The following is a 21,591-nucleotide window of genomic DNA, read 5'->3' as shown; positions in this document are numbered from 1 at the left end:
TCTCTAACCCACCAGGACCCGCCTTCTTGAAAGCCCTCCCGACGCAACGTTATTCCCTGCTGGCCGTGGCCCTGTCGATCGCGCTTGCCGCTCCCGCCATCGCCGGCGATACACCGCCGGCCAAGGGTACTTACGCGGCGTTGCCGAGCGAAACACCGGCCTCGTTCAAGCCGGTGCATGACGCCTTCGACTACGATTCGCGCGACGTGATGATTCCCATGCGCGACGGCGTGAAGCTGCACACCGTGATCCTGGTGCCGCGGGGCGCCACGCATGCGGGCATCCTGTTCACGCGCACGCCCTACGACGCCACCGAGATGACCAGCGCGGTGGAGAGCGGCCACCTGGGCGTGGCCGTCAGCCACGACGACGACGCCAGCGATGTGCTCGTGCAGGACGGCTATATCCGCGTCGTGCAGGATATCCGCGGCAAGTACGGTTCCGAAGGCGATTACGTGATGAACCGCCCCCTGCGCGGTCCGCTCAATCCCACGCCGGTGGACGACTCCACCGATGCCTACGACACCATCGACTGGCTGGTGAAACACGTGCCGGAAAGCAACGGGCGTGTCGCCATCCTGGGTATCTCCTACGACGGGTTCGAGCCGTTGATGGCCCTGGTGCACCCGCATCCTGCGCTCAAGGCCGCGGTGCCGATGAACCCGATGGTGGACGGCTGGATGGGCGACGACTGGTTCCACCACGGCGCCTTCCGACAGCAGAACCTCGAATACATCTACGAGCAGACCGCCTCGCGCAAGAATGCACACAAGTGGTGGTCCAACTACGCGGACGATTACCAGTTCTTCCTGGAGGGCGTCTCCGCCGGGGCGATCGCGAAGCAGTACGGCATGGAGCAGCTCGGCTTCTGGAACAAGCTGGCGGCCCATCCTGCGTACGATACGTTCTGGTCCGGGCAGGCGGTGGACAAGGCGCTGGCCCGCGAGCCGGTCAGCGTGCCGACCATGCTGGTCGCCAGCCTGTGGGACCAGGAAGACATCTACGGTGCGTTCGCCGTGTACAAGGCGATGAAGCCGCACGACGACGCGCACAAGCTGTTCCTCGTCGCCGGTCCGTGGTTCCACGGGCAGGAGGTCGGCGACGGCTCGAGCCTGGGTGCCGTGCGTTTCGGTTCCGACACGGGTCTGTATTTCCGCCAGAAGATCCTGCGGCCGTTCCTTGCGCAGTACCTGAAGGACGGCCCGGCCATCACCGCCCCGGTCAACGCCTATGTCACCGGTGACAACCGCTGGGAAACCGGGCCGTCGTGGCCGATGGACGGCAAGGGCGCCGCGACACCCACCCGCCTGCGCCCCGGCGCGAACGGCTCGCTGGTGCTCGGCCGCAGTGCGAGTGAGCCCGCCGGCACGGCCCAGTACGTCTCCGATCCGGCGCACCCGGTGCCGTACCGTCCGCGGCCCGTCGGCACGATGTCCGGCACGGGCTGGCAGCACTGGCTGACCAGCGACCAGCGCAACGCGTCGTCGCGCCCCGATGTGCTGACCTTCACCACACCCGTGCTGACCGCGCCCGTGCGCATCAGCGGCCAGCCGAAGGTGCACCTGGTGGCCAGCACCACCGGCACGGACAGCGACTGGGTGGTGAAGCTGATCGACGTGTATCCCGACCAGGTAGCGGCGCAGCCGGAGATGGGTGGCTATCAGCTGGGCATCGCCATGGATATCTTCCGTGGCCGTTACCGCGAAGGGTTCACCGTCGGCAAGGCGATCACGCCGAATGTGCCGCTGGCCTATGATTTCAGCCTGCCCAATGCCAACCACGCGTTCCTGCCCGGCCACCGCATCATGGTGCAGGTGCAGTCCAGCTGGTTCCCGTTGTACGACCGCAATCCGCAGACCTTCGTGCCGAACATCCTGTTCGCGCAGCCGACGGATTACCGCATGGCTACGCAGACCGTGTCGCTGGGCGGTGCGGACGGCACGTACATCGAGCTACCGGTGGTGGGGAACTGATCCGGGCTCACGGCGGGATGTCCCGGTAGTCCGGTGCCGCTACCGCACGTTGCCTCAGCGACGTGCGGTAGCGGCAATTTTGTGGGCTTTTTCAGGGTCGGTCAGCACACCTCGCCGCTGGCGTTGCATGGAAGCAGGCGCAGAGAACGCCACTCGCGCACGAGTTGTCGGCGGTTGCGCGGATAACGCTCGGTGAGCACGCTGGCTTCGGCCACGTCATGCAGTGAGATCACGCGGTATACGCTGTCGAATTCACACCAGGCGGCGATATAGCGCTTGCCGTCGATGAAGGCCAGCATGATCGGCCACACCACTTGTGGTGTCTTCGGTGCATTGTCCACGGACAATACGATGCGTAGCTTGCACTGGTCGCGCAACGCGCGGCGCAGGGCGCCCAGTTCGATGGCGGCGGTCGGCTTCTCGCGCACACCGACATAGAAGGCGTCATCGTCGACACGGGGCCGCGCCTGGGCGGGTAGTACGGCGGTGATCTTGGCCAGGGCATTTCGCATGGCGGCGGTGAGCGCGTCGTCCGACTGACGGCTGACCCATTGTCCGCCGATCACCAGCGCCTGGATTTCGTCGTCCGTGAACGACAAGGGCGGGAGCAGGAAGCCCGGCTTCATGACGTAGCCAATGCCGGGCTCGCCCGTGATATCGGCGCCCATGTCCTGGAGCGTGGCGATATCCCGGCGGATCGTTCGCAACGAGACGCCCATTTCATTCGCCAGCACTTCGCCGGCCACCGCCATGCGGTGGCGACGAAGTACCTGCATCAGGTCGAACAGGCGATGGCTTCTGGCCATGATCATTCCATCGCGACGACACCCTTGCCGCCGAGCCTGCGGCCTTTTTCCAGCTCGGTGATCAGGCGGATCGCGTTGTCGAGGGAAACGGTTTCCCCCACCCGGATGCGAAAGCGGCCTTGACTGGCGGCTTCGGCAATGGCGTCGAGGATATCAGCGCGAGGCGATGCGATGACCGGTTTCAGTCGACGATCCACCAGCGCGCGAAGGAACGTCGGCACTTTCGGGTTCAGGTCCATTAGCACGCCGCCGGGCCGAAGCATCGCCATGCCCGTGGACACGGAGAGCACCGCGGCGGCGTCCAGCACCGCGTCGAAGCCACCGGGAATATCGGCCGGTCGTGTCTTCCGGTAGTCGTAGACCTCGCGGAGGCCGAGCGCGGTCATGCGCGCGATGTCGCCGGCCCCGCAGCTACCCGATACGGCGACGCCGGCCACACGCGCCAGTTGTGCCACCGCTTCGCCGATCGCGCCCCCGCAGCCGGTGACGAACATATGCGCCCCGGGTCGCAACGCCGTTTTTCCCAGCAACACGTTCCAGGCGGTGATGCCGGGCGTGCCAAGGCAGGCCGCCTCCTCGAACGATAGGTTGTGCGGTTTCCGGGCCAGGAAGTCGCTCCGGGTCACCACCGACTGCGCCAGGGCGCCGCTCTCCTTGAATCGGGCCAGCCCGAAGACCGCATCGCCCGGCGCGAAACGCGTGACGCCGTGTCCAACGGCGATCACGGTCCCCGAGAGGTCCATGCCCAGTGCCCTCGGAAATCGCTTGCCGGTGACCATCTTCACTTCACCGTTGCGCTGTTTCCAGTCGATGGGGTTTATCGCCGCGAAGGCCGCGCCGGGTGCAGGCAGGTCGAAGTCGGCGAGGTACATGTTTTCCGGACCGCCGTAGCTGTCGTATTGGATTCTCTGCATGGGATCGCACGCACGCCATCGGGGAGGTGGCGGTCAACCTAGCGGCCCTTGGTGACAGTTATTGGCACCATCCTCGCAGCGCGCGCCTACCCCGAAAATAAGCGTTTCGTCGATGGTCGACCACATCCGAGGTCTCGACCATGTCTTGCAGGCATCTGCCGGGACAAGCAGAGGGGACTTGCGGGTCGTTCACTCGACTCGGTGGTGGCGTTCATGGCTGCGATTTGCGCGACTTGCGTCACAAGAATCGTTTGCCGATTAGTCATACTTCGTAGCTAATTGCGTGTTTTTCGTCGATCAATCGACGCTAGGGCCATTCGCATTCAAGCATCTATGATTGGACTAGCGACGCATTAAGTTTGTGGCGAGTATGTCGAAGATACTTGCGACTTCCTGACCCACACTCCAGAGGATTACGTTGCTTCTGGCAGGGGATGCAAACGCAAGGAATGGTTCGATGAAAATTCGCGTCCAAGTAGCGGTCGGTATGGCGCTCGCGTGCGTACTCACGTCACCCGTGTTTTCGATGCAGACACCGACGCATATCCAACCCAACCTGCTTCCGACGTGCGGGGACGGCGGAGATACAAACCCTTGGGGGGACCTTAAACACGCATCGCCCCGCGGCTTAAGCGCAAAAATATTGACCACTAAGTCATCAAAAGTAGCAGGAGTCGGGTCCGCTGCGCTGGTCATCGGAACTACTCCGGAGGCTATCCATAAGAACTTTGCGTCGGTTATCGAGGCAAACTTCGCTAACGGGCCCACCGAAACACTTCTCGGTCGACTATCGGACAAGGAGCTCGTCGCACTAGCCCGCCACTATCAGGACGTCGCCGGTACGCAATCCACTCCACTACTCAAAACGCTTGCAAGCCGTGTAAGCGACGAAGGCATGATTCGCGTAGCGCGAGCTTTCGATCAACAGGCAGTGCGTACGGCTGTGATTAACTACGCACCAGCCTCGGTGAGGGAATCATTTACCAACCGCATGGATGTTGTTCAGACGCCCCTTTTAGCTTCGGACATAAGAGCTGGGGGCATTTCCAAGATGGGCACAAGCCCTGCGCCGACGGTGGATATGACGCTCAATGAAATTTATCTCGACTATCGGACCGCGCCGGTGGGCAGTCTCAGTCCCGCAGGCGCACTGGCCGAGACGGCGATGTTTGCGGGAGGGCGACTGACAGCGGCTGCCGGAGCTGGTTACGAACTTGGTACGCAAATCAATGGACTGATCGACGAGTATGATCCGGACTTGGGCGATGCAATCGGAGGCACCATTGACGGCACTGTGACCGCATATCACGATGCAGTGAGTGAAATTGAGCAGGGTCACTATCAGTCCGCCTGGGACGACATGTTCGGCTTCGCGATTACCAATAGCGGCAACCCTAGCGGCGACTGGGATGTGTCTTCCCCTATGGAAGATTATTACGAAAGTGGCGGCGGTTGTGGCTGGTAGCGGAGGAGTGGCAAAAGATGGCAATGCCAAATAAGGTGCCACGTAAACAGCAAGTCTATGCTGCGTGCCTGGCGGTCATAGGCGTGATGGGAGTATGTCTTAAGCCGAACTATGCCAGTGCCCTTGGCATGTGCGGACTCTTCTTGCTCGCTTGGCGAGAGGCATTTGTGCCGTCTCCTTCCTCTCGACTGCGGATCAGCGAGATACATGGCGAATACGTAACCGGTAACTTCGGGACGTCGAGTACAGTAAAAGCCGTGACGATCGCAGGGATTTTGCTCATCTGCGTATCGATCGGTTTCGCCATTGCGGGTGCCGGCTGACATAGCGTTGTTCTAATGTCATTAGGTTGAAGACGTGAGGATTGCGACGCTGGATAATGCGTGATTATCCAGCGCTTCCTCGACTAAGCACCGTTTTGACTTGAACTGGTCGGCCTTAATCGCTGTTTAACCCAAGCCTGCATCCTCCCATCTTGCAGCTGCATGCTGGACTGATTGGTCGAAGTCCGATCTGCTTCTGCGTTGCGAAGCCGTGATGTAAGCGTTCGCCCAGAAGGGCGCCAGGGCATGATGTGCTCCTAGACTGAAAAAAATCAGCGTTTCGCCGATGGGCGACCACCGCGTGGTTGCCGACGATGGCTTGCCGGCATGTGCCGGGACAAGCGAGGCGAAAGACATGTCCGACAAGCTGATAGACGTCTACCTGGGTTTCATGGACGAAGAGGTCAATACGGTACTCAACGGGTTGCTCGACCGTGAGGTGAAGAAGGCCGACGCCACGACACGGCGGCCGGTGATCCTGGTCGAACGTGGTGAGGTCAGTCCCGACGGTCCGATCCTCGAATGGCCGCTGAGCCGTTACGCCGCGCGCGTGCGCCATATCGCGTACGCGCACGCGGAGGCGCTGCAGGGTGAAGGCCCGACGGGTGAGAACGCCCGTGTGGAAAGCATCCTGGCGCGCGCCATGTCCGTCTTCCTGGAGCGTGACGACGTGGGAGATGCGCAGCTGAGGGCGAGCAACATCGACGTGTTGCGCCGGATCGACGTGCATGCGCTGGCGACCATGACCAGCCCGGCGAAGCTGAAGGTTCCGCTCGCCGGGCGAGGGCCGTGCCTGTCCGTCGTGCGCTTCGACGTGGGTGAGGAGAAGAACAACCAGCCGCCCATCGTCGTCGTCCGCTCGCCGGAAATGGGCCTGCAGCCGAACCTGATGTCGCCGTACATCGAATTCATCTTCATGATGATCGGCACCCTTTCCAGCCAGCTGGCGCGTATCGCCGATCCGGGTGCGAAAAATGACTGGCCGGTGAGGATCAGCTGCTTCGGCGCCCAGGGCGGTGCCACCGCCGCGAACAACCCCGGCTCGCTGTCGCCGTTGTGTGCCAGTCTCTACGTCGGCTACGACTACGCCACCGGCGTGCGGGTTCCCTCTGTTGCCTTGTGCAGCCAGGGCGGGATCTATCGCTTCGGCTTGCCGGGCCTGGTCGAAGGCGCGTCCCTCAACGACTACTTCATTGCGGAATGCGAAAACCTGAAGGTCAGCGCGGTCGAGGTGGATCGGGCGTACACCCGCAAGGAGGAAGCCGGTATCGCCGTGGGGCAGACCCTTAAATCGGTGATCGCGACCCTGGTGACCAACTACGCCGTCGGCAGCGCGGTCAAACCGGAAGTCAGTGGTACCTCGCCGTGGTTCATCTCGCTGGCGCAGAAACAGGCGTTCGCCAAAGTCGGTGTTACCGGCTGCAACATGGAGGACTACTGGGTGCTGAAGTCCATGCGGGAGTGCAAGCTCAAAGGTGCGATCAGGGACCCGCGGTCGTCGTCGCTGTATCCCACGCTGGCGCAGGGCTTCCTGACCCGGGTCAATGCCGACCCGCTGAAGATCGAGCCCGAGGTGGATCTCGCTTTCCAGGGCGACGTGAAACGCAAGCTGCTGACGCGCGACGGCTACGTCAGCCTGTTGCTGTGGGGGTTGCTCGGCCTGCCGCTGGACGGCGATGGCGACAACGGCATGCCGTCGGTCGCCCGCTGGTCGTTTTCCGGTGATGTGGTGTTCGCCGACGGCACCGCCGGGGCCAGCAGGTTCAGTCGCCACCTCTACGGCATGCGGCTCAACGGCGGCCGGGACGTGGTCGTGCCCGATCCGTTCTTCGTCGAGATCGCAACCGACCTGCTCAACGAATGCAGCACGGTGGTGGCACGACCGGGCAATGTCTTCCTGGCCGCGCCATCCGCTCCCGTTCCGTCGGCGGATGCGCTGGCTGCCTTGGAGAAGGCGGCGGGCGATGCGTTGGCTGCCTGGAAAACGTACAGGCAGACGCCGACGGCCGAGGTCAAGAGAGCCCTGGCGACCGTCGTCGACGTGCTCGCCACGCGCTGCGGTTTCGCCATCGGCGGTACGGGCATGAAGGTATGGCTGCGGCCTAACAAATGGGAGGGCGTGGCGCAGACCGCGATCCAGGACATGCCGCAAGGCACGGCGTTCGCGCATGCCGCCGTGGATCGCGCGTTCTACAAGGCGTCCAACGTGATCGCCCTGCGCGACCGCACGGCACGCGTGCTGCGCGACTGATCGCGCGCACCAGGGGAGGGCGCCCGGGAGAGCCCGGGCGCCCATGGCTAGCTATGGGGAAACCGTTTGCCGCGGCGAAGGCGTATCGGCCCATGCCCAATATCGGCAGGATCGAGCGTGCTTTTTCCCTGGGTAACGATGATGACGCCGTGGCGGGCGAGCTCGGCGGCGACCTCGCGCACGGAGGGCATCAGGGCCCGCCAGGTCGTTTCGTCGTCGGCCAGTGCGCGGGCCACGTCCGAGGGGCAGATCGACGCCTCGGACGAACGGCGGGACAGCAGATCCGTGATCAAGGCAGCAATGTCCATTGCATCACAGTAGATGCATAGCGGTGACGAAGATGTCGTTGCGATCCGACCACCCGGTGTCCACACGAACCGGGGCATGTTTGGGAAGTCAACCAAGCAGAGGTCAGCCATGGTCAGCAAGAAAAATCCTTCGCCCACGTCGTCGCAAGACGCACGGGGTAACGGCGACGAACTCCATCAACATGCCGGCGGTTCGCATCCGCCGTTGACTACCAACCAGGGTCTGACGGTCGGCGACGACCAGAACTCGTTGAAGGTCGGGCAGCGCGGCCCGGTGCTGCTGGAGGATTTCATCCTCCGCGAGAAGATCACCCATTTCGATCACGAGCGCATTCCCGAGCGTATCGTGCACGCCCGTGGATCGGGCGCCCATGGTTTCTTCGAACTCACCGCCTCGCTGGCGGAGTACACCACCGCACGCGTGCTCACCGAAGTGGGGGAGAAGACGCCCCTGTTTACCCGGTTCTCGACCGTGGCCGGTGGTGCCGGCTCGGTCGATACGCCGCGTGACGTCCGCGGTTTCGCCGTGAAGCTGTACACGAAGGAAGGCAACTGGGATCTGGTGGGTAACAACATCCCGGTGTTCTTCATCCAGGATGCGATCAAGTTTCCCGATCTCATCCATGCGGTGAAGATGGAGCCGGACCGCGGTTTCCCCCAGGCGGCCAGTGCCCACGATACGTTCTGGGACTTCATCTCGCTCACTCCTGAGTCGCTGCACATGATCATGTGGGCGATGTCGGATCGGACGATCCCGCGGTCGCTGCGCATGATCGAGGGCTTCGGCATCCATTCGTTCCGCCTGGTCAACGCCGAAGGCAAGAGCACCTTCGTGAAGTTTCACTGGCGGCCGAAGCTGGGACTGCAGTCCACCGTGTGGGATGAAGCCGTGAAGCTGGCGGGCGCCGATCCCGATTTCCATCGGCGCGACCTGTTCGAGGCGATCCAGGCCGGCAATTTCCCGGAGTGGGAACTGGGCGTGCAGCTGTTCACCGAGGAAGAGGCCGATGCCTTCCCGTTCGACCACCTCGATGCGACCAAGCTGATTCCCGAGGAAACCGTGCCGCTGAAGATCATCGGCCGGATGGTGCTCGATCGCTGGCCCGACAATTTCTTCGCCGAGACCGAGCAGGTGGCCTTCTGCCCGTCGCACCTGGTCCCCGGCATCGATTTCAGCAACGATCCGCTATTGCAGGGTCGCCTGTTCTCGTACCTGGATACGCAGCTGTCGCGTCTGGGCTCGCCCAATTTCCACCAGCTGCCGATCAACGCACCCAAGTGCCCGTTCGCCAACCACCAGCGCGACGGTCACATGCAGCACCAAGTGCCCAAAGGCCGCGTCGCCTATGGCCCCAGCTCGCTGCAGGGCGACACGCCGCAGGAAGACCCGGCGCGCGGTTTCCGTTCGGCGGCCATCGAGGAATCGGGCGTCCGCGGCCGGATCAGGGCCGAGACCTTTGCCGACCATTACAGCCAGGCCCGCCTGTTTTACATCAGCCAGACGGCGTACGAGCAGGCGCACATCGCTTCGGCCCTCGTGTTCGAACTGTCCAAGGTCGAAACGCTGCACATTCGTGACGCGATGGTCGGTCATCTTCGCCACATCGACGAATCGCTGGCGAAGCGAGTTGCCGAAGGGCTTGCGCTGGACAGCCTGCCGCCGGCACCGCCGGCCCGGGTCGGCGTCGTCGAGATGCCCGCTTCGCCGGCTCTGCAGATCATCGGCAAGATGAAGAAAACGCTGAAAGGCCGCGTGGTAGGCGTGCTGGTCAACGATGGCTCCGACGCGAAGGTCGTGGCCGCCGTGACGAAGGCAGCCGAGAAGGCCGGCGCGACGGTCAAGTTGGTTGCACCGAAGGTCGGCGGGGCGAAGCTGTCCGATGGCAAGAAACTCGCCGCCGACGGTCAGCTGGCGGGTACGCCCTCGATCAACTTCGATGCGGTGGCCATCGTGCTCAGTGCCGACGGTGCGGCACAGCTGGTGAAGGAGTCGGCTGCCGTGGACTTCGTTCGCGACGCCTTCGGACATCTCAAGGCCATTGCGCTGGACGATGGCGGGCGTGCGCTGTTCAAGGCCGCCGGCTTGCAGCCGGATGAGGGTGTGCTGGCTGCCAGCGACACGGCGGGCTTCGTCGAGGCTGCGAAGGGTCGCTTCTTCGATCGTGAAGCGAAGGTGCGCATGCTGGCCTGACTGTTCGGTCGGCGCGTAGTCTGCGCAATCAGGGATGACTGGAAAGGCTCGCCGTTATTGGCGAGCTTTTTTTGTATCTTCAGGCACGGCCGGGGCCTGTCGCGAAGTTGCTAGGGGAACCGCCGTTATTCGCATGGTGTGGCGACGAGACGCCGGGTGACCATCCAACACCTCCTCCCCCACGCACCCTGCAAGCGACGGCAGCGTTCCCTACGTCCGAGTCTTTCGCAGCGTTTCCACCAAGTCCAGCAGCGCCCGGCGCGATACCGGCTTCTGCAGGAAGGGCAGCGACGAGAACGGCCGGGGCACATCGGCGTGCGCATGGCCCGAGACGAAGGCGACGGCGACATCCTTGGCGATCAACGTGGTGGCGACACCGAGCGAATCGCCACCGTGGATGTCGATGTCGAGCAGTGCCACGTCCGGACGGTCGGCCAGGATGGCGTCGAGCGCTTCCGGTTCCGATCCGACCGCCTGGCAGACCAGCATGCCGGCATCCTCGAGCACCATCTTGTAAGCGGCCGCTACGGAGTCGTCGTCTTCGACAAGCAGGCAGGTCGTACGGTCCGACAGGTCGTTTCGCATGATTTCGGGTCCACCGCGGGAAGGTTCGACCTTCCGCGAACCGGTGTGGAAACGGTGTGTGACAAATGTCGATTTTTGCCATGCGCGCGAGATCGCAGGAACTTGCGATGATCGGTTGCGCCGCTTGCCCGGCAGGATGGTCGTTCCTGAACAGGGGCGGCCAACGTGCGTCCGAGTGCTTCAGTTTGGCCCGAATCGGCCGATAGCCGAACAACCCCTCCCTGGAGCACACCATGGCAGCGAGTCCCGTGACCCGGGCACTGTCATGGAGTTATGAGCCATGCTCGATGACGATGGAAAGAAGGAACTGAGCATGTCATCCCCAACGGACGTCTTCGCGAACATGCCCGCGTACGGCACCTGCGGGTTGACCTTGCTCGATGGCGATGCACACGAAATCGCCCGCTTGGAGGCGTTGCGTAGCCTCAATATCTGGGATGCCCCAAGCACCCCGGAACTCGATCGCATCACGGCCCTGGTCGCGGAAGCCTTCGCGATGCCGACGGTACTCGTGTCCTTCGTCGGCCGAGAGGCGCAACGATTCGTCTCGTCGGTCGGCATCGATGTGGGTGGCACCGAGCGGGAGGCTTCCATCTGCTCGGTGGCGATCGAACAGCGCGAGGTGTTCGTCGTCGAAGACCTGAGCAGGGATACGCGGTTCATGCACAACCGCCTGGTCTGCCGCCATCCGGGCTTCCGTTTCTACGCGGGCGTGCCCCTGGTCACCTCGTCGGGCCATGCGGTGGGCACCTTGTGCGCCCTGGATGTGGTGCCGCGTCGCTTCGACGAGGCGGCACGCCAGCGCCTTGCCTCGTTCGCCGCCCTGGTGCTCGACCAGATCGCGCTGCGCCAGATGGTCGGGCGGCGCGATCCCGTCACCGGCCTGCTGAATCGCCAGCAGTTCTACGTGGACATGGCAGCCATCGCCGCGCGAGGTTTTGCCGGCCATCGCCAGCTGGCGATGGTGGACGTCATGGACCTTCCGATCGCGCACCAGTTGGCGCAAGCCGTGGGCCTGGGCCCCGTCGAGGCCGTCATCCGTCAAGTGGCGCTCCGTCTGGGCGACATCGTCCGGCCCCATGCGGAGCTCTATCACGTCGCCGTGGCACGCTTCGCGTTCCTGGTGCCCCCGCTCGATGCCGTGGCCGTGGCCGACCTTCTGGAGAGCGTGTCGTCCGAAGTGGGGCGTCCCGTGCTTGCGGAAGGCGTGCCGTTGCAGCCCAGCTGTCACGGCGGATTGGTGTCGTTCGACGAAGCCGGTACCCCGGATGCCCTGCGCCGCGCCCTGGCCGCCACCCAGGATGCCATCGACGGCCGTTCGACCTGGTGCACCTACGACATGGCGAAAGACGCGCGCATGCGCCGACAGTATCGCCTGGCCGCGGACGCCTCCACCGGGCTGCAGCGGGGCGAGTTCCACCTCGTCTACCAGCCTCGTGTCGACATGCAGAGCGGGAAGTTTTCGGGCGGTGAGGCACTGGTGCGCTGGCGCCACCCGCTGCTGGGCGACGTGCTGCCCGGCGAATTCATCCCGATCATGGCCCGGACCTCCACCATGCGCGCCCTGACCGACTGGGTGATCGAGCAGGCCTGCCGCCAACTTGCCGTGTGGCTGGCATCGGGGCTGGACCTGACGTTGTCGGTCAATGTCACGGCGGCCGACTTCGTCGATGGCGGCCTGCCCGGGCGCATCCTCGCTTGCTGCATGCGGCACGGCGTGGAACCTTCCCGTCTGGAAGTGGAGATCACCGAGGGCGAATGGCTCGAGGGAAGCGAGGCCGTATGCGACCAGCTGGCCCTGCTGCGAACCGCCGGCGTCCGCATCGCCATCGACGATTTCGGTGTCGGCTACAGCAATTTCTCGTACCTGTACACCCTTCCGTTCGATACGCTGAAGCTCGACCAGTCGCTGATCCACGGCTTCCTGCACAACCACCGGCAGCTGGCCATGCTGCGAGGCATCGTGCGGCTGTGCGGCCAGCTTGACCTGGACGTCGTGGCGGAAGGTGTTGAGACGAACGAGGAGCACACCGGCCTGCTCGCACTCGGCTGCGCGCGGGCCCAGGGCTACTTCTACGCCATTCCGCTTTCGCCGGCGGCCTTCGCCGATGCCGCTTACGCACATGTCGCGTTGACACGGTAAGGGCTCGAATTCGGTTACCGTGTGCGCTACGCCAGGTGCCGGTCCTGCCTCCGTGTCGGTCCTTTCCCGGCGACCCACCCGGCGCCTGGCACGCGGTTGCCGCAACCCTCGAGTGCCTGATTGAGGGCGCTTTCGGGCCCTTACTCTCATACGGCTCTTGTGCATGGCGCTGACACGCATTCCAACGGGTACGACTGGCCTGGATACCATCCTCAGGGGTGGCCTGCCCGCCAACCGGCTCTACCTTCTCGAAGGACAGCCCGGTTCCGGCAAGACCACCCTGTCGCTGAAGTACCTGCTGGAGGGCGCGGCCGGGGGCGAAAGCTGCCTTTACGTCACGCTATCCGAAACGGCAGACGAACTGCACGAAGTGGCGGAGTCGCATGGCTGGTCGCTGGATGCCCTGCACCTGTTCGAGCTTGCTTCCGCCGAGGAGGTGCTGGGGGACGGTCGCCAGCAGTCCATCCTGCATCCGTGGGAAATGGAACTCGACGGCACCGTGCGGTTGATCCAGGCCGAGGTGGAACGGGTCAAGCCCACCCGCATCGTCTTCGATTCGCTGTCCGAACTGCGCCTGCTGGCCCAGGACCCGCTGCGTTACCGGCGGCAGGTGCTGGCCCTCAAGCAGTTCTTCGCACCACGGAACATCACCGTGTTCCTGGTCGACGACCTGACGGGGGAGGGCGGTGAACGAGATGCGCACCTGCACAGCCTTTGCCACGGCGTGGTGTCGCTGGAACGGCTGACCCTCGATTTCGGCGCCGCGCGCCGTCGCATGCAGGTGCAGAAGCTGCGTGGGGTCAACTTCATCGCCGGCTACCACGACCTGGCCATCTGCACCGGTGGCATGGAGATCTATCCGCGCCTGGTCGCCTCCGAGCACAACGCGCCGTTCGTCGGCGAGCCGGTGCCCAGCGACGTCGTCGGCCTGGACGAATTGCTCGGCGGTGGTCCACTGCGCGGCACCAGCACGCTGCTGACCGGCCCCGCCGGCAGCGGCAAGACCAACGTGGCGCTGCAATACGTCTCCGCCGCGTGCCGGCGCGGCGAGCACTGCTGCGTCTTCGAATTCGACGAACGCACGGGCACGTTGCTGACCCGTGCCGACGCGCTCGGTTTCGACCTGCGCCCCCACATCGCCAGCGGCCTGCTGGACCTGCGCCAGATGGACCCGGCGGAGATCTCGCCCGGCGAGTTCGCGTGGACGGTGCGCCGGGCCGTGGAAGAAGACAACTGTCGCATCCTGGTGATCGACAGCCTCAACGGCTACCTGTCGTCCATGCCGCAGGAAAAGCAGCTGATGCTGCAGATGCACGAGCTGTTGTCGTTCCTCAACCAGAGCGGCGTCACCACCTTCCTGATCCATCCGCAGCATGGCCTGGTCGGCACGATGGCCACCGGCAACCTCAACGTCAGCTACATGGCCGATACGGTGATCCTGTTCCGTTTCTTCGAAGCGCAGGGCCGGATACGCAAGGCGCTGTCGGTGATCAAGAACCGCAGCGGCGCGCACGAAGACACCATCCGCGAGCTGCGCATCGATCGCTCGGGCCTGCGGCTCAGCGCACCGCTGGATGAATTCAGGGGCGTGCTGACCGGCACCCCGGAGTTCGTCGGCAATAATGCGCCGTTGCTGGAAGAGTCCGGTGCAGGACAGTAAGAACGTCCTGCTGCTGGCGCCTTACGGCAGGGATGCGGAAAGCCTCGCCGCCATCGTGCAGGAACTGGGTTACCGCGCCGAGATCGTCAGGTCGATGGCGGCACTCGCCAGTCGCCTAAATGACAGTACCGGCGTCGTCGTCCTCACCGAGGAGGCCATCGGGTCGATGGGCGGCTTGTTGGCCGACGCGCTGAGCAGGCAGGAACCCTGGTCGGATATCCCGTTCGTGCTGCTGCGTGCGCCTCGCTCGCCCGGTCTGGGCGGGCGCGCCGCGTTGCCGGAGGAAGTGCTCAACATCATCGAGCTGGAACGGCCGCTCAGTGCGTCCGTGCTGGCCAGTGCCGTCACCGCCGGCCAGCGCTCGCGGCAGAAGCAGTTCGTCATCCGCGACCAGGTGCTTCGCCTGGAAGTGAGCCAGGCGGCCCTCGCCGCCAGCGAAGCCGAGCTGCGACTGATCGCCGATGCGTTGCCGGTGCTGATCGCCTTCATCGACACGGGGCTGGTGTATCGCTTTGCCAATCTTGCCTACGAAGACTGGTTCGGCATGCCCATCGCCCGCATCATCGGGCGCACGGTCGACGAGGTGATGGGACCGCGCGCCTGGCACGAGCGACGCGAGGCCATGGGCGTGGCCCTGTCCGGCCGACCCGTTCGCATGGAATTGAGCTGGCCCCACCGGGATGGCCGGCGTCGCGACGCGGAGATCCGTTACCTGCCGCGTTTCGCGGTGGACGGCACGGTGGACGGGTTCCATGTCTTCGCCACCGACGTGACCGTGCGCAAGGTGGCGCTTGAAGCGACCCAGCAGCAGGCGGCCGTGCTAGAGGCACGCGTGGCCGAACGCACCGCCGAACTGGAACAACAGATGGTCGCCCGCGAAAGCAGCGAGGCGGCACTGCGCCAGGCGCAGAAGATGGAGGCGGTGGGGCAGTTGACCGGGGGCATCGCCCACGACTTCAACAACATGCTCACCGGCATCCTCGCCGCGATGGATCTCATGCGCATGCGCATCGACGAGGGGCGCTTCGACAACCTCGACCGGTTCATGAGCGTGGCCACCACCTCGGCCCAGCGTGCCGCGGGGCTGACCCAGCGGCTGCTCGCGTTCTCGCGGCGCCAGTCCCTCGACCCGCGGGCTGTGGAGGTCAACGCCATGGTTCGCTCGGTGGAAGACCTGCTGACGCGGACGCTGGGCGAGCGGGTCCGCCTGCGTACCGACCTGCACGAGGGCCTGCCGCCGGCCCTGGTCGATACCAACCAGCTGGAAAGCGCGCTGCTCAACCTCGCGATCAACGCACGGGATGCCATGCCCGACGGCGGCGAGCTTCGCATCACCACGGCCTTGGCGTCTCTTGCGCAGGAGCCGTCCGGCGCGACCGTGCCGGACGGTCCGTATGTTCGCCTGTCGGTCGGCGATACGGGCGTCGGCATGGCCGGCGACGTGCTGTCGCGCGTGTTCGAGCCATTCTACACCACCAAGCCGCTGGGCCAGGGTACGGGGCTGGGCATGTCGATGATCTACGGGTTCATCCAGCAGTCCGAGGGTCACATCCGCATCGACTCGACGCCGGGGCAGGGAACGACCGTCGAGCTCTACCTGCCCCTGGCGGCGGAGGGTGAGGGCGCACCCCTGGCGGAGGCCGATGGTGTCGTGGTCGGCGGTCACGGCCAGCGCATCGTGCTGGTCGAGGACGATGCCCAGGTCCGCGTGCTCACCTCGGAACTGCTGACGGAACTGGGTTACCACGTGGACGCGGCCGAGACGGCGGATGGCGCGCTCGGCATCCTCGCCTCGCTGGAGCCGGTGGACCTGCTGGTCACCGATGTCGGCCTGCCCGGGCTCAACGGCCGCCAGCTGGCGGAAATCGTGCGGCAGACGCGGCCCGCGCTACCGATCCTGTTCATGACCGGCTACGCCGAGGGCGCGGCCGTGCGCTCGGAGTTCCTCGAGGCCGGCATGACGATGATCGCCAAGCCGTTCAACGTCGACGTCTTCAGCCAGACCGTGGGACGCATCCTGGCAGGGGGCGAGTAAGCCCCGTCTAGCGGTCTGTCATGAATCTTTTATGCTATTGAAATATAAGTATAATTTTTGATTAATCGCTAAAGCGGAGCGGTTCGGTGCCGATAGGCAGGCACCCCCCCCCCATTCGTCGAGCGCATCATGTCCTCCCCCGCTTTTCGCTTGCCGACGCTCACCCTGCGCGCGCGTCTGTTGCTGCGCCTGGCCGGCACCATCCTCCTTCTGCTTGCGCTCTGGATCGTCGGTGGCGTGCAGCTGCGCACGGCCGACGCGCGCCTGCAGTCCGTCGTCGGCGATACCCTGGCGCCCGTGGCCGACGTCGGGCATATCCAGAACGACTACAACGACCTGCTGGACGCCGTGGTGCATGCCACGCTGATGCGGCTGCCCTCGGCCGTCGACGATGCGATGACCGCCATCGGCAGCAATCGCCACGACATCGACCGGCAGTGGGCCTCGCTGACCGCGAGCGGGCTGGGCAAGAGCCAGGCGAAGCTGGTGACCCTGGCGGCGGAGCATCGCAAGGCCGCCGACAAGGCGATCGACGACGTGGTGGCGCTGCTGAAGGCGGAGCAGTTCGATCTGGCCCAGCTGCAGCTGTCCAACGATGTGCAGTCGGCCGTCGGCCCCCTGAAAAGCGACTTCTCGAACCTCTTCGCCCTGGCCCTGGACAACGGCAAGACGGCAGCGGCCGCGCAGCATGCGGATATAGCACGCGGCGGCGTGTTCTCGGCGATGTTGCTGGGCCTCGCGCTGCTGATCGCGAGCGTGATGGATATCGCGATCATCCGCGCGCTGGGTCGCCGGCTCGGCCAGGCCGCCGAGGTCGCCGCGTCGATCGCTGGCGGCACCCTGGGCACGCCCATCGACATCGGCCGCGACGACGAGATCGGTGCCCTGCTGACCTCGCTCGCGGCCATGGATGCGCAGCTGGGCAACGTGGTGACCCAGGTGCGCGACCGTGCTGGCCATGTCGCGCAGGCCGCTTCCGGTATTGCCGACGGCAACGAGGCACTCAACGCGCAGACGCGTGTGCAGTCGGCCCATGTCGACCTGACCACGGCGTCCATGTCCGACATGGCGCAAGCCGTGACCCAGGGCATCGAGCATGCCACGGCGGCCAACCACGCCGTGGTCGACGCGCGCAGCATGACCGACGAGGGGCATCGCGTAGCACGGGCCGCGGTGGGCAACATGCGCGAGATCCAGCGCGCCGGCGAACGCATGGGCGAGATGCTGGATCTGGTCGACCAGATCGCGTTCCAGACCAACATGCTGGCGCTCAACGCCGCCGTGGAGGCCGCTCGGGCCGGCGAGCACGGGCGCGGTTTCGGCGTGGTGGCCGCGGAAGTGCGCGCGCTCGCGCAGCGGTGTGCATCGGCCGCTGGCGATATCCGTGGCCTGATCGCCGCGAGCGACGAGGCCGTGCAGGCGGGCGTGGCCTCCGTGGATCGCGCGGGCGAGGTGCTGCACGGCATCGCGGAGCGCGTGGCCCTGCTCAGCCACCTGGTCGCTTCCGTCATGGACGTGACGCGTGGTCAGAGCGAGGGCATCGCCCGTATCGACGGCGCGATACGCGGTATCGAACAGACCACGCGGGAGAACGCCGTGCTGGTCGAGCACGCCACGTCCGCCAGTCATGCCATGCGCGAGAGTGCGGATATCCTTCGCCGCGAAGTCGCCTATTTCGTGCTGGAAAGCGAAGCGGCGTGATGCACCATGTAACGCGCGTTACATGAGTTTTTGGCAACAGGCGGGGGATAAAAACTTACGATCCGTGCTAGCGTGCCGGCCTCGATAAATCGTCGTACCGAGGAAAGGACGCCAGATGACGCCACACACCGAACAGGCCACGCGAGACCTCGGACCGCTGGTCAGCCGCCATGGCCGCTCGCGGACGGCCATCGTGCCGCTGCTTTCCGCCATCGTCTTCCTGCTTTGCAGTGCAGTCATCCCGTTGGCGCTGATGAGCGGGGCCCGTGTCGATCCGACGAAGTTGCCCTTGCTGATCGGCGTGTCCGTCGGCATGGTGGTCGTCGGGGTGTTGATGCTGCTGGGCTGGAAGCTGACGGCGCTGAAGACGGAACTGGCCCTGCACGAGCACGGCGTGGCCGTCCACCGGCGCGGCACGGCGCAGGTCGAGTCCGTGCCGTTCGTCGACATGGCCGACGTCTACCTGTTCCGCACGGGCGGCTATGCGGGCGGCATCATCAACGCCCTGGCTTTCCGGCGCTCGTTGCAGGATCCCTGGGTCGACGTGCTGGACAATCGCCGCAACTCGTTCGCCTTGCGCGCCGCGATCGTCGAAGGCCAGGTCGTCGCGCGTCTGCCGGTGGCGCTCGCCGCCATCGATGCGGGCAAGGCCGTGCGGTTCCACGCGATCGATCGCAGCACCCGGCTGACCAAGCGCCTGATCGGCGGGATGCTGAAGGTCGATGCCCATGCGTTGGATCTCGACGCCACCCGTATCGAAGTGCAAGGCACGACCATTCCCCTCGAGCGTATCCATCGCATCGAGGGCGTCGGTTCCGACGGCAAGGTCAGGCTCCTCGACGAGCAGGGCAAGCTGGTCCACGCGTTCGATTACCTGTGCCTGTTCAGCGCCGACCTGTTCCTGGCCGTGCTGGCGGAACGGATCGATCGACGCACCCCTGCTTACCAGGGCCTCATGGCGCACTGACGATGTCCCATCCGGTGCTGCGCGCGCCCTGGCATGCCGTGGTGGGCGTTCCCCTCCTGCTGTGCCTTGCCGGGCTCGCCCAATATGGCCTTTTGCTGGGTTTCCCGCCGGCCGGCATGGCGTCGCTGGCGTGCATTGCGCTGGCGTTCCTCGGTGCGGTGCTGGGCGCGGTGGGCATCGTCATGACCCACCGCCTGGCGACGAAGGGCATGCAGTCCCGCGACATCCTGGTGCATGCCTTCGCCCAGTGGCACGCGCGCCTTCCGCGGTTGCTGACCTGGCAACTGCTGGCGGTGGGCTCGGCATTTGCCGCGGGCAGCTGTTCGATGCTGATCTGGGGATTCGTCAGCCACGACATCCGCTTCGGCGTCATCATGACGATGTTCACGGTGTTCACCGCCTTCATGATCTGGGTCGCGGTGTCCAGTGCCCGTGCGGAGGCGCTGCCCTTCGCGGCGCAGCCCATGCACCTTCTTGCACGTTGCCTCACGCGTGAAGATGCCCCCGCGTTCTGGGCCATGACCGACGACGTGGCCGCCACGCTGGGCGCTCCCCGCCTGGATCACATCGCCGTCGGATTACTGGATGGTTTTTTCGTGACCTCCGGAACCATCCGCGCCACGCATGCGGGCGAGTTGCACGGGCACACGCTCTATCTGTGCGCGGCGCACCTGCCGTGGCTGGCGGCCGACGAACTGCGCGGCATCGTCGCCCACGAAATGGCGCACTTCAGTGGCCAGGACCTGGCCTACAGCGAACGCTTCGCGCCGATCTACCACGGGTTCGAGCGGCGGGTGATGTTGCTGGCCGAGTACGAGCACGACAACTGGATCGGCAAGGTTTTTCTCAGGCCCGGACGCATGGTGGCCATGTATGCGCTGTATCGGTTTCGTGCCGTGGAGCGTCACTGGAGCCGGGTGAGGGAGCACGAGGCCGACAAGGCCGGTGCGGCGCTGGTGGGCGCGCCGGCCTTTGCCGTCGGCCTCACGCGCGCGATCCTGCTGGAAACCCGACTGCATGCGTTGTTGGCCACGATCGACCGCTCCGTCCAGGCCGGCGAGGACATCGTCGAGCAGCTGCGCCTCAGCATCCAGGGCTCGCCGCTGACCGATCTGGGCGACGAGCGCATGGCCCATCCCTTCGACGCGCACCCGGTGCTTGCCGAGCGACTCGATGCGCTCGACGTGTCCCTCGACGCCGCCCTACGAGAGGCGTCGGCCGGGCGATCACCCGTCGTGGCGGCCACCGATGCCTGTCACGGCATCCTGCCCTGGCAGGCATTGACCCGGGCGCTGACCGACGAACTGCACGAAGCCTTGCGGCACGCGAACCGTGCAACGCCTTCTTCTTCTCCTTCCCATTCCCCTGTAACGAGCGAGTCCGTCTCATGAAAAAACGCTACCTGCCCCTGGCCCTCGTGGCCCTGCTTGCCGGCTGCAGCGGCCGCAGTGCCGACTATGCCATCGACAACCCGACCGACAAGCCGCTGTCGCTCACCATCGACGGCAAGACCTACGAGGTGGCGCCGCACGAGGACAAGGAACTCTCGCTGGACGCTGGCGAGCACACGATGAAGGGTGATGTCGTGGGCGACATCAAGTTCATCTCCTATTACCGCGGCCGTGGCGGCATCATCAATCCCACGCTCAGCGATTACGTGATCTATCGCCAGAGCTTCGAGAAGGTGGGTTCGACCTCGCCGGGCTACACGGGCAAGCTGGACCAGGTGGTCCTGGAAGGCGTGACGTTCGAAGGCACGATGAGGCAGTCCAGCGACTTGTTCATCGACAAGGACTGGACCTACGGCGTGGACGAGGAACTGCCGGACAGCGTCGTGGAACATGAGAATGGCTCGAACAACACGGTGCACAACAAGGTGTTCCGCGCCAAGGATTTCATCGTCGCCTTCCTCGGGAAGAACCCCGATGCCAAGAAGGACTTCGAGGCAAACCGTCAGAAGGATGCCCCGCCGGTGGTGCGCAAGGTGACGATCCTGCCGTCCACGTTGCCGCCGATCGACAACGCGGAAGTGCAGCAGCTCAGCCTGCCGCTGCGCGAGAACTACGCGAAGTACCTGAAGGCCAAGGACGTCTCCGAGCAGGAAGCCCTGCAGAAGGAGAACTTCAAGCTGAGCATGGCCTACTCGCATGCATCCGTCGAGATCATGCAGAAGGGATCGCTTTCCAAGGAAGTGAACGAGCAGATGAACGCGTTCCAGGAGGCCATGAACCGGGCCTACGGATCGACCGCCCTGGTCGAGCCGTAAACC

Annotated in this window: 15 protein-coding genes; 11 read left to right on the top strand and 4 right to left on the bottom strand. The window is 64.9% G+C overall.

Annotated elements, in window-relative coordinates:
* Nucleotides 1–26 precede the first annotated feature (26 nt).
* Entirely contained in the window at nucleotides 27–1,973 is a 1,947-nt protein-coding gene (locus ACVKN3_RS09205; protein ID WP_354514105.1) for a CocE/NonD family hydrolase, read from the top strand.
* Nucleotides 1,974–2,074: 101 nt separating this feature from the next.
* Here ACVKN3_RS09205 and ACVKN3_RS09200 read toward each other — a convergent pair whose 3' ends face one another.
* Nucleotides 2,075–2,779, bottom strand: a complete 705-nt coding sequence (locus ACVKN3_RS09200) for a helix-turn-helix transcriptional regulator (RefSeq protein ID WP_354514107.1) — start codon at nucleotides 2,777–2,779, stop codon at nucleotides 2,075–2,077.
* A 2-nt stretch (nucleotides 2,780–2,781) separates the two neighbouring features.
* Nucleotides 2,782–3,651: an NAD(P)-dependent alcohol dehydrogenase gene (locus tag ACVKN3_RS09195; protein WP_354514109.1), complete on the bottom strand. Its 870-nt coding sequence runs from the start codon at nucleotides 3,649–3,651 to the stop codon at nucleotides 2,782–2,784.
* A gap of 499 nt (nucleotides 3,652–4,150) precedes the next feature.
* Here ACVKN3_RS09195 and ACVKN3_RS09190 point away from each other — a divergent pair, with 499 nt between their 5' ends.
* Together ACVKN3_RS09190 and ACVKN3_RS09185 are read left to right on the top strand one after the other, a co-directional pair.
* Nucleotides 4,151–5,158, top strand: coding sequence for a hypothetical protein (locus ACVKN3_RS09190; RefSeq protein ID WP_185754436.1), 1,008 nt, complete (start codon nucleotides 4,151–4,153; stop codon nucleotides 5,156–5,158).
* Nucleotides 5,159–5,836: 678 nt separating this feature from the next.
* Nucleotides 5,837–7,732 carry a hypothetical protein gene (locus ACVKN3_RS09185; protein ID WP_354514111.1) on the top strand — a complete coding sequence of 632 codons (1,896 nt, stop codon included), beginning with the start codon at nucleotides 5,837–5,839 and terminating at the stop codon, nucleotides 7,730–7,732.
* A gap of 47 nt (nucleotides 7,733–7,779) precedes the next feature.
* Here the strand turns inward: ACVKN3_RS09185 and ACVKN3_RS09180 are convergent, their stop codons facing one another.
* Nucleotides 7,780–8,151, bottom strand: a complete 372-nt coding sequence (locus ACVKN3_RS09180; RefSeq protein ID WP_456991629.1) for a DUF3253 domain-containing protein — start codon at nucleotides 8,149–8,151, stop codon at nucleotides 7,780–7,782.
* On the opposite strand from ACVKN3_RS09180, the gene ACVKN3_RS09175 reads away from it, so the two are divergent.
* Nucleotides 8,150–10,231, top strand: a complete 2,082-nt coding sequence (locus ACVKN3_RS09175; RefSeq protein ID WP_354514113.1) for a catalase — start codon at nucleotides 8,150–8,152, stop codon at nucleotides 10,229–10,231. The genes ACVKN3_RS09180 and ACVKN3_RS09175 overlap by 2 nt on opposite strands.
* 210 nt (nucleotides 10,232–10,441) lie before the next feature.
* Here ACVKN3_RS09175 and ACVKN3_RS09170 read toward each other — a convergent pair whose 3' ends face one another.
* Nucleotides 10,442–10,816, bottom strand: coding sequence for a response regulator (locus ACVKN3_RS09170; RefSeq protein ID WP_285402460.1), 375 nt, complete (start codon nucleotides 10,814–10,816; stop codon nucleotides 10,442–10,444).
* A 313-nt stretch (nucleotides 10,817–11,129) separates the two neighbouring features.
* Here ACVKN3_RS09170 and ACVKN3_RS09165 point away from each other — a divergent pair, with 313 nt between their 5' ends.
* The 7 genes from ACVKN3_RS09165 (at nucleotide 11,130) to ACVKN3_RS09135 (ending at nucleotide 21,588) form a co-directional block, all read left to right on the top strand.
* Nucleotides 11,130–12,959: a putative bifunctional diguanylate cyclase/phosphodiesterase gene (locus ACVKN3_RS09165; RefSeq protein WP_354514115.1), complete on the top strand. Its 1,830-nt coding sequence runs from the start codon at nucleotides 11,130–11,132 to the stop codon at nucleotides 12,957–12,959.
* A 163-nt stretch (nucleotides 12,960–13,122) separates the two neighbouring features.
* Nucleotides 13,123–14,619, top strand: coding sequence for an ATPase domain-containing protein (locus ACVKN3_RS09160; protein ID WP_354514117.1), 1,497 nt, complete (start codon nucleotides 13,123–13,125; stop codon nucleotides 14,617–14,619).
* Nucleotides 14,582–16,654, top strand: a complete 2,073-nt coding sequence (locus ACVKN3_RS09155) for an ATP-binding protein (protein WP_456991597.1) — start codon at nucleotides 14,582–14,584, stop codon at nucleotides 16,652–16,654. Before ACVKN3_RS09160 ends, ACVKN3_RS09155 begins: the two co-directional genes overlap by 38 nt.
* 129 nt (nucleotides 16,655–16,783) lie before the next feature.
* The gene (locus tag ACVKN3_RS09150; RefSeq protein WP_354514121.1) at nucleotides 16,784–18,355 is read left to right on the top strand and encodes a methyl-accepting chemotaxis protein; all 1,572 of its coding nucleotides are present in this window, start codon (nucleotides 16,784–16,786) and stop codon (nucleotides 18,353–18,355) included.
* Nucleotides 18,356–18,470: 115 nt separating this feature from the next.
* Entirely contained in the window at nucleotides 18,471–19,322 is an 852-nt protein-coding gene (locus ACVKN3_RS09145; protein WP_354514123.1) for a hypothetical protein, read from the top strand.
* 2 nt (nucleotides 19,323–19,324) lie between these two features.
* Nucleotides 19,325–20,713 (top strand): M48 family metallopeptidase, encoded by a 1,389-nt coding sequence (locus ACVKN3_RS09140; protein ID WP_354514125.1) that lies wholly within the window; start codon nucleotides 19,325–19,327, stop codon nucleotides 20,711–20,713.
* Nucleotides 20,710–21,588, top strand: a complete 879-nt coding sequence (locus ACVKN3_RS09135) for a hypothetical protein (protein WP_354514127.1) — start codon at nucleotides 20,710–20,712, stop codon at nucleotides 21,586–21,588. Before ACVKN3_RS09140 ends, ACVKN3_RS09135 begins: the two co-directional genes overlap by 4 nt.
* The last annotated feature ends 3 nt before the right edge of the window (nucleotides 21,589–21,591 follow it).

The sequence above is a fragment of the Luteibacter sp. PvP120 genome (assembly GCF_054055715.1).
The sequence above is the reverse complement of the archived record's forward strand: the minus strand, read 5'-3'. Positions and strand labels throughout refer to the sequence as shown.

Coding starts and splice junctions, on each gene's coding strand:
- ACVKN3_RS09200 (WP_354514107.1), bottom strand. CDS start 2,779: ATGGCCAGAAGCCATCGCCTGTTCGACCTGATGCAGGTACTTCGTCGC.
- ACVKN3_RS09195 (WP_354514109.1), bottom strand. CDS start 3,651: ATGTACCTCGCCGACTTCGACCTGCCTGCACCCGGCGCGGCCTTCGCG.
- ACVKN3_RS09190 (WP_185754436.1), top strand. CDS start 4,151: ATGAAAATTCGCGTCCAAGTAGCGGTCGGTATGGCGCTCGCGTGCGTA.
- ACVKN3_RS09185 (WP_354514111.1), top strand. CDS start 5,837: ATGTCCGACAAGCTGATAGACGTCTACCTGGGTTTCATGGACGAAGAG.
- ACVKN3_RS09175 (WP_354514113.1), top strand. CDS start 8,150: ATGGTCAGCAAGAAAAATCCTTCGCCCACGTCGTCGCAAGACGCACGG.
- ACVKN3_RS09180 (WP_456991629.1), bottom strand. CDS start 8,151: ATGGCTGACCTCTGCTTGGTTGACTTCCCAAACATGCCCCGGTTCGTG.
- ACVKN3_RS09170 (WP_285402460.1), bottom strand. CDS start 10,816: ATGCGAAACGACCTGTCGGACCGTACGACCTGCCTGCTTGTCGAAGAC.
- ACVKN3_RS09165 (WP_354514115.1), top strand. CDS start 11,130: ATGTCATCCCCAACGGACGTCTTCGCGAACATGCCCGCGTACGGCACC.
- ACVKN3_RS09160 (WP_354514117.1), top strand. CDS start 13,123: ATGGCGCTGACACGCATTCCAACGGGTACGACTGGCCTGGATACCATC.
- ACVKN3_RS09155 (WP_456991597.1), top strand. CDS start 14,582: ATGCGCCGTTGCTGGAAGAGTCCGGTGCAGGACAGTAAGAACGTCCTG.
- ACVKN3_RS09150 (WP_354514121.1), top strand. CDS start 16,784: ATGTCCTCCCCCGCTTTTCGCTTGCCGACGCTCACCCTGCGCGCGCGT.
- ACVKN3_RS09145 (WP_354514123.1), top strand. CDS start 18,471: ATGACGCCACACACCGAACAGGCCACGCGAGACCTCGGACCGCTGGTC.
- ACVKN3_RS09140 (WP_354514125.1), top strand. CDS start 19,325: ATGTCCCATCCGGTGCTGCGCGCGCCCTGGCATGCCGTGGTGGGCGTT.
- ACVKN3_RS09135 (WP_354514127.1), top strand. CDS start 20,710: ATGAAAAAACGCTACCTGCCCCTGGCCCTCGTGGCCCTGCTTGCCGGC.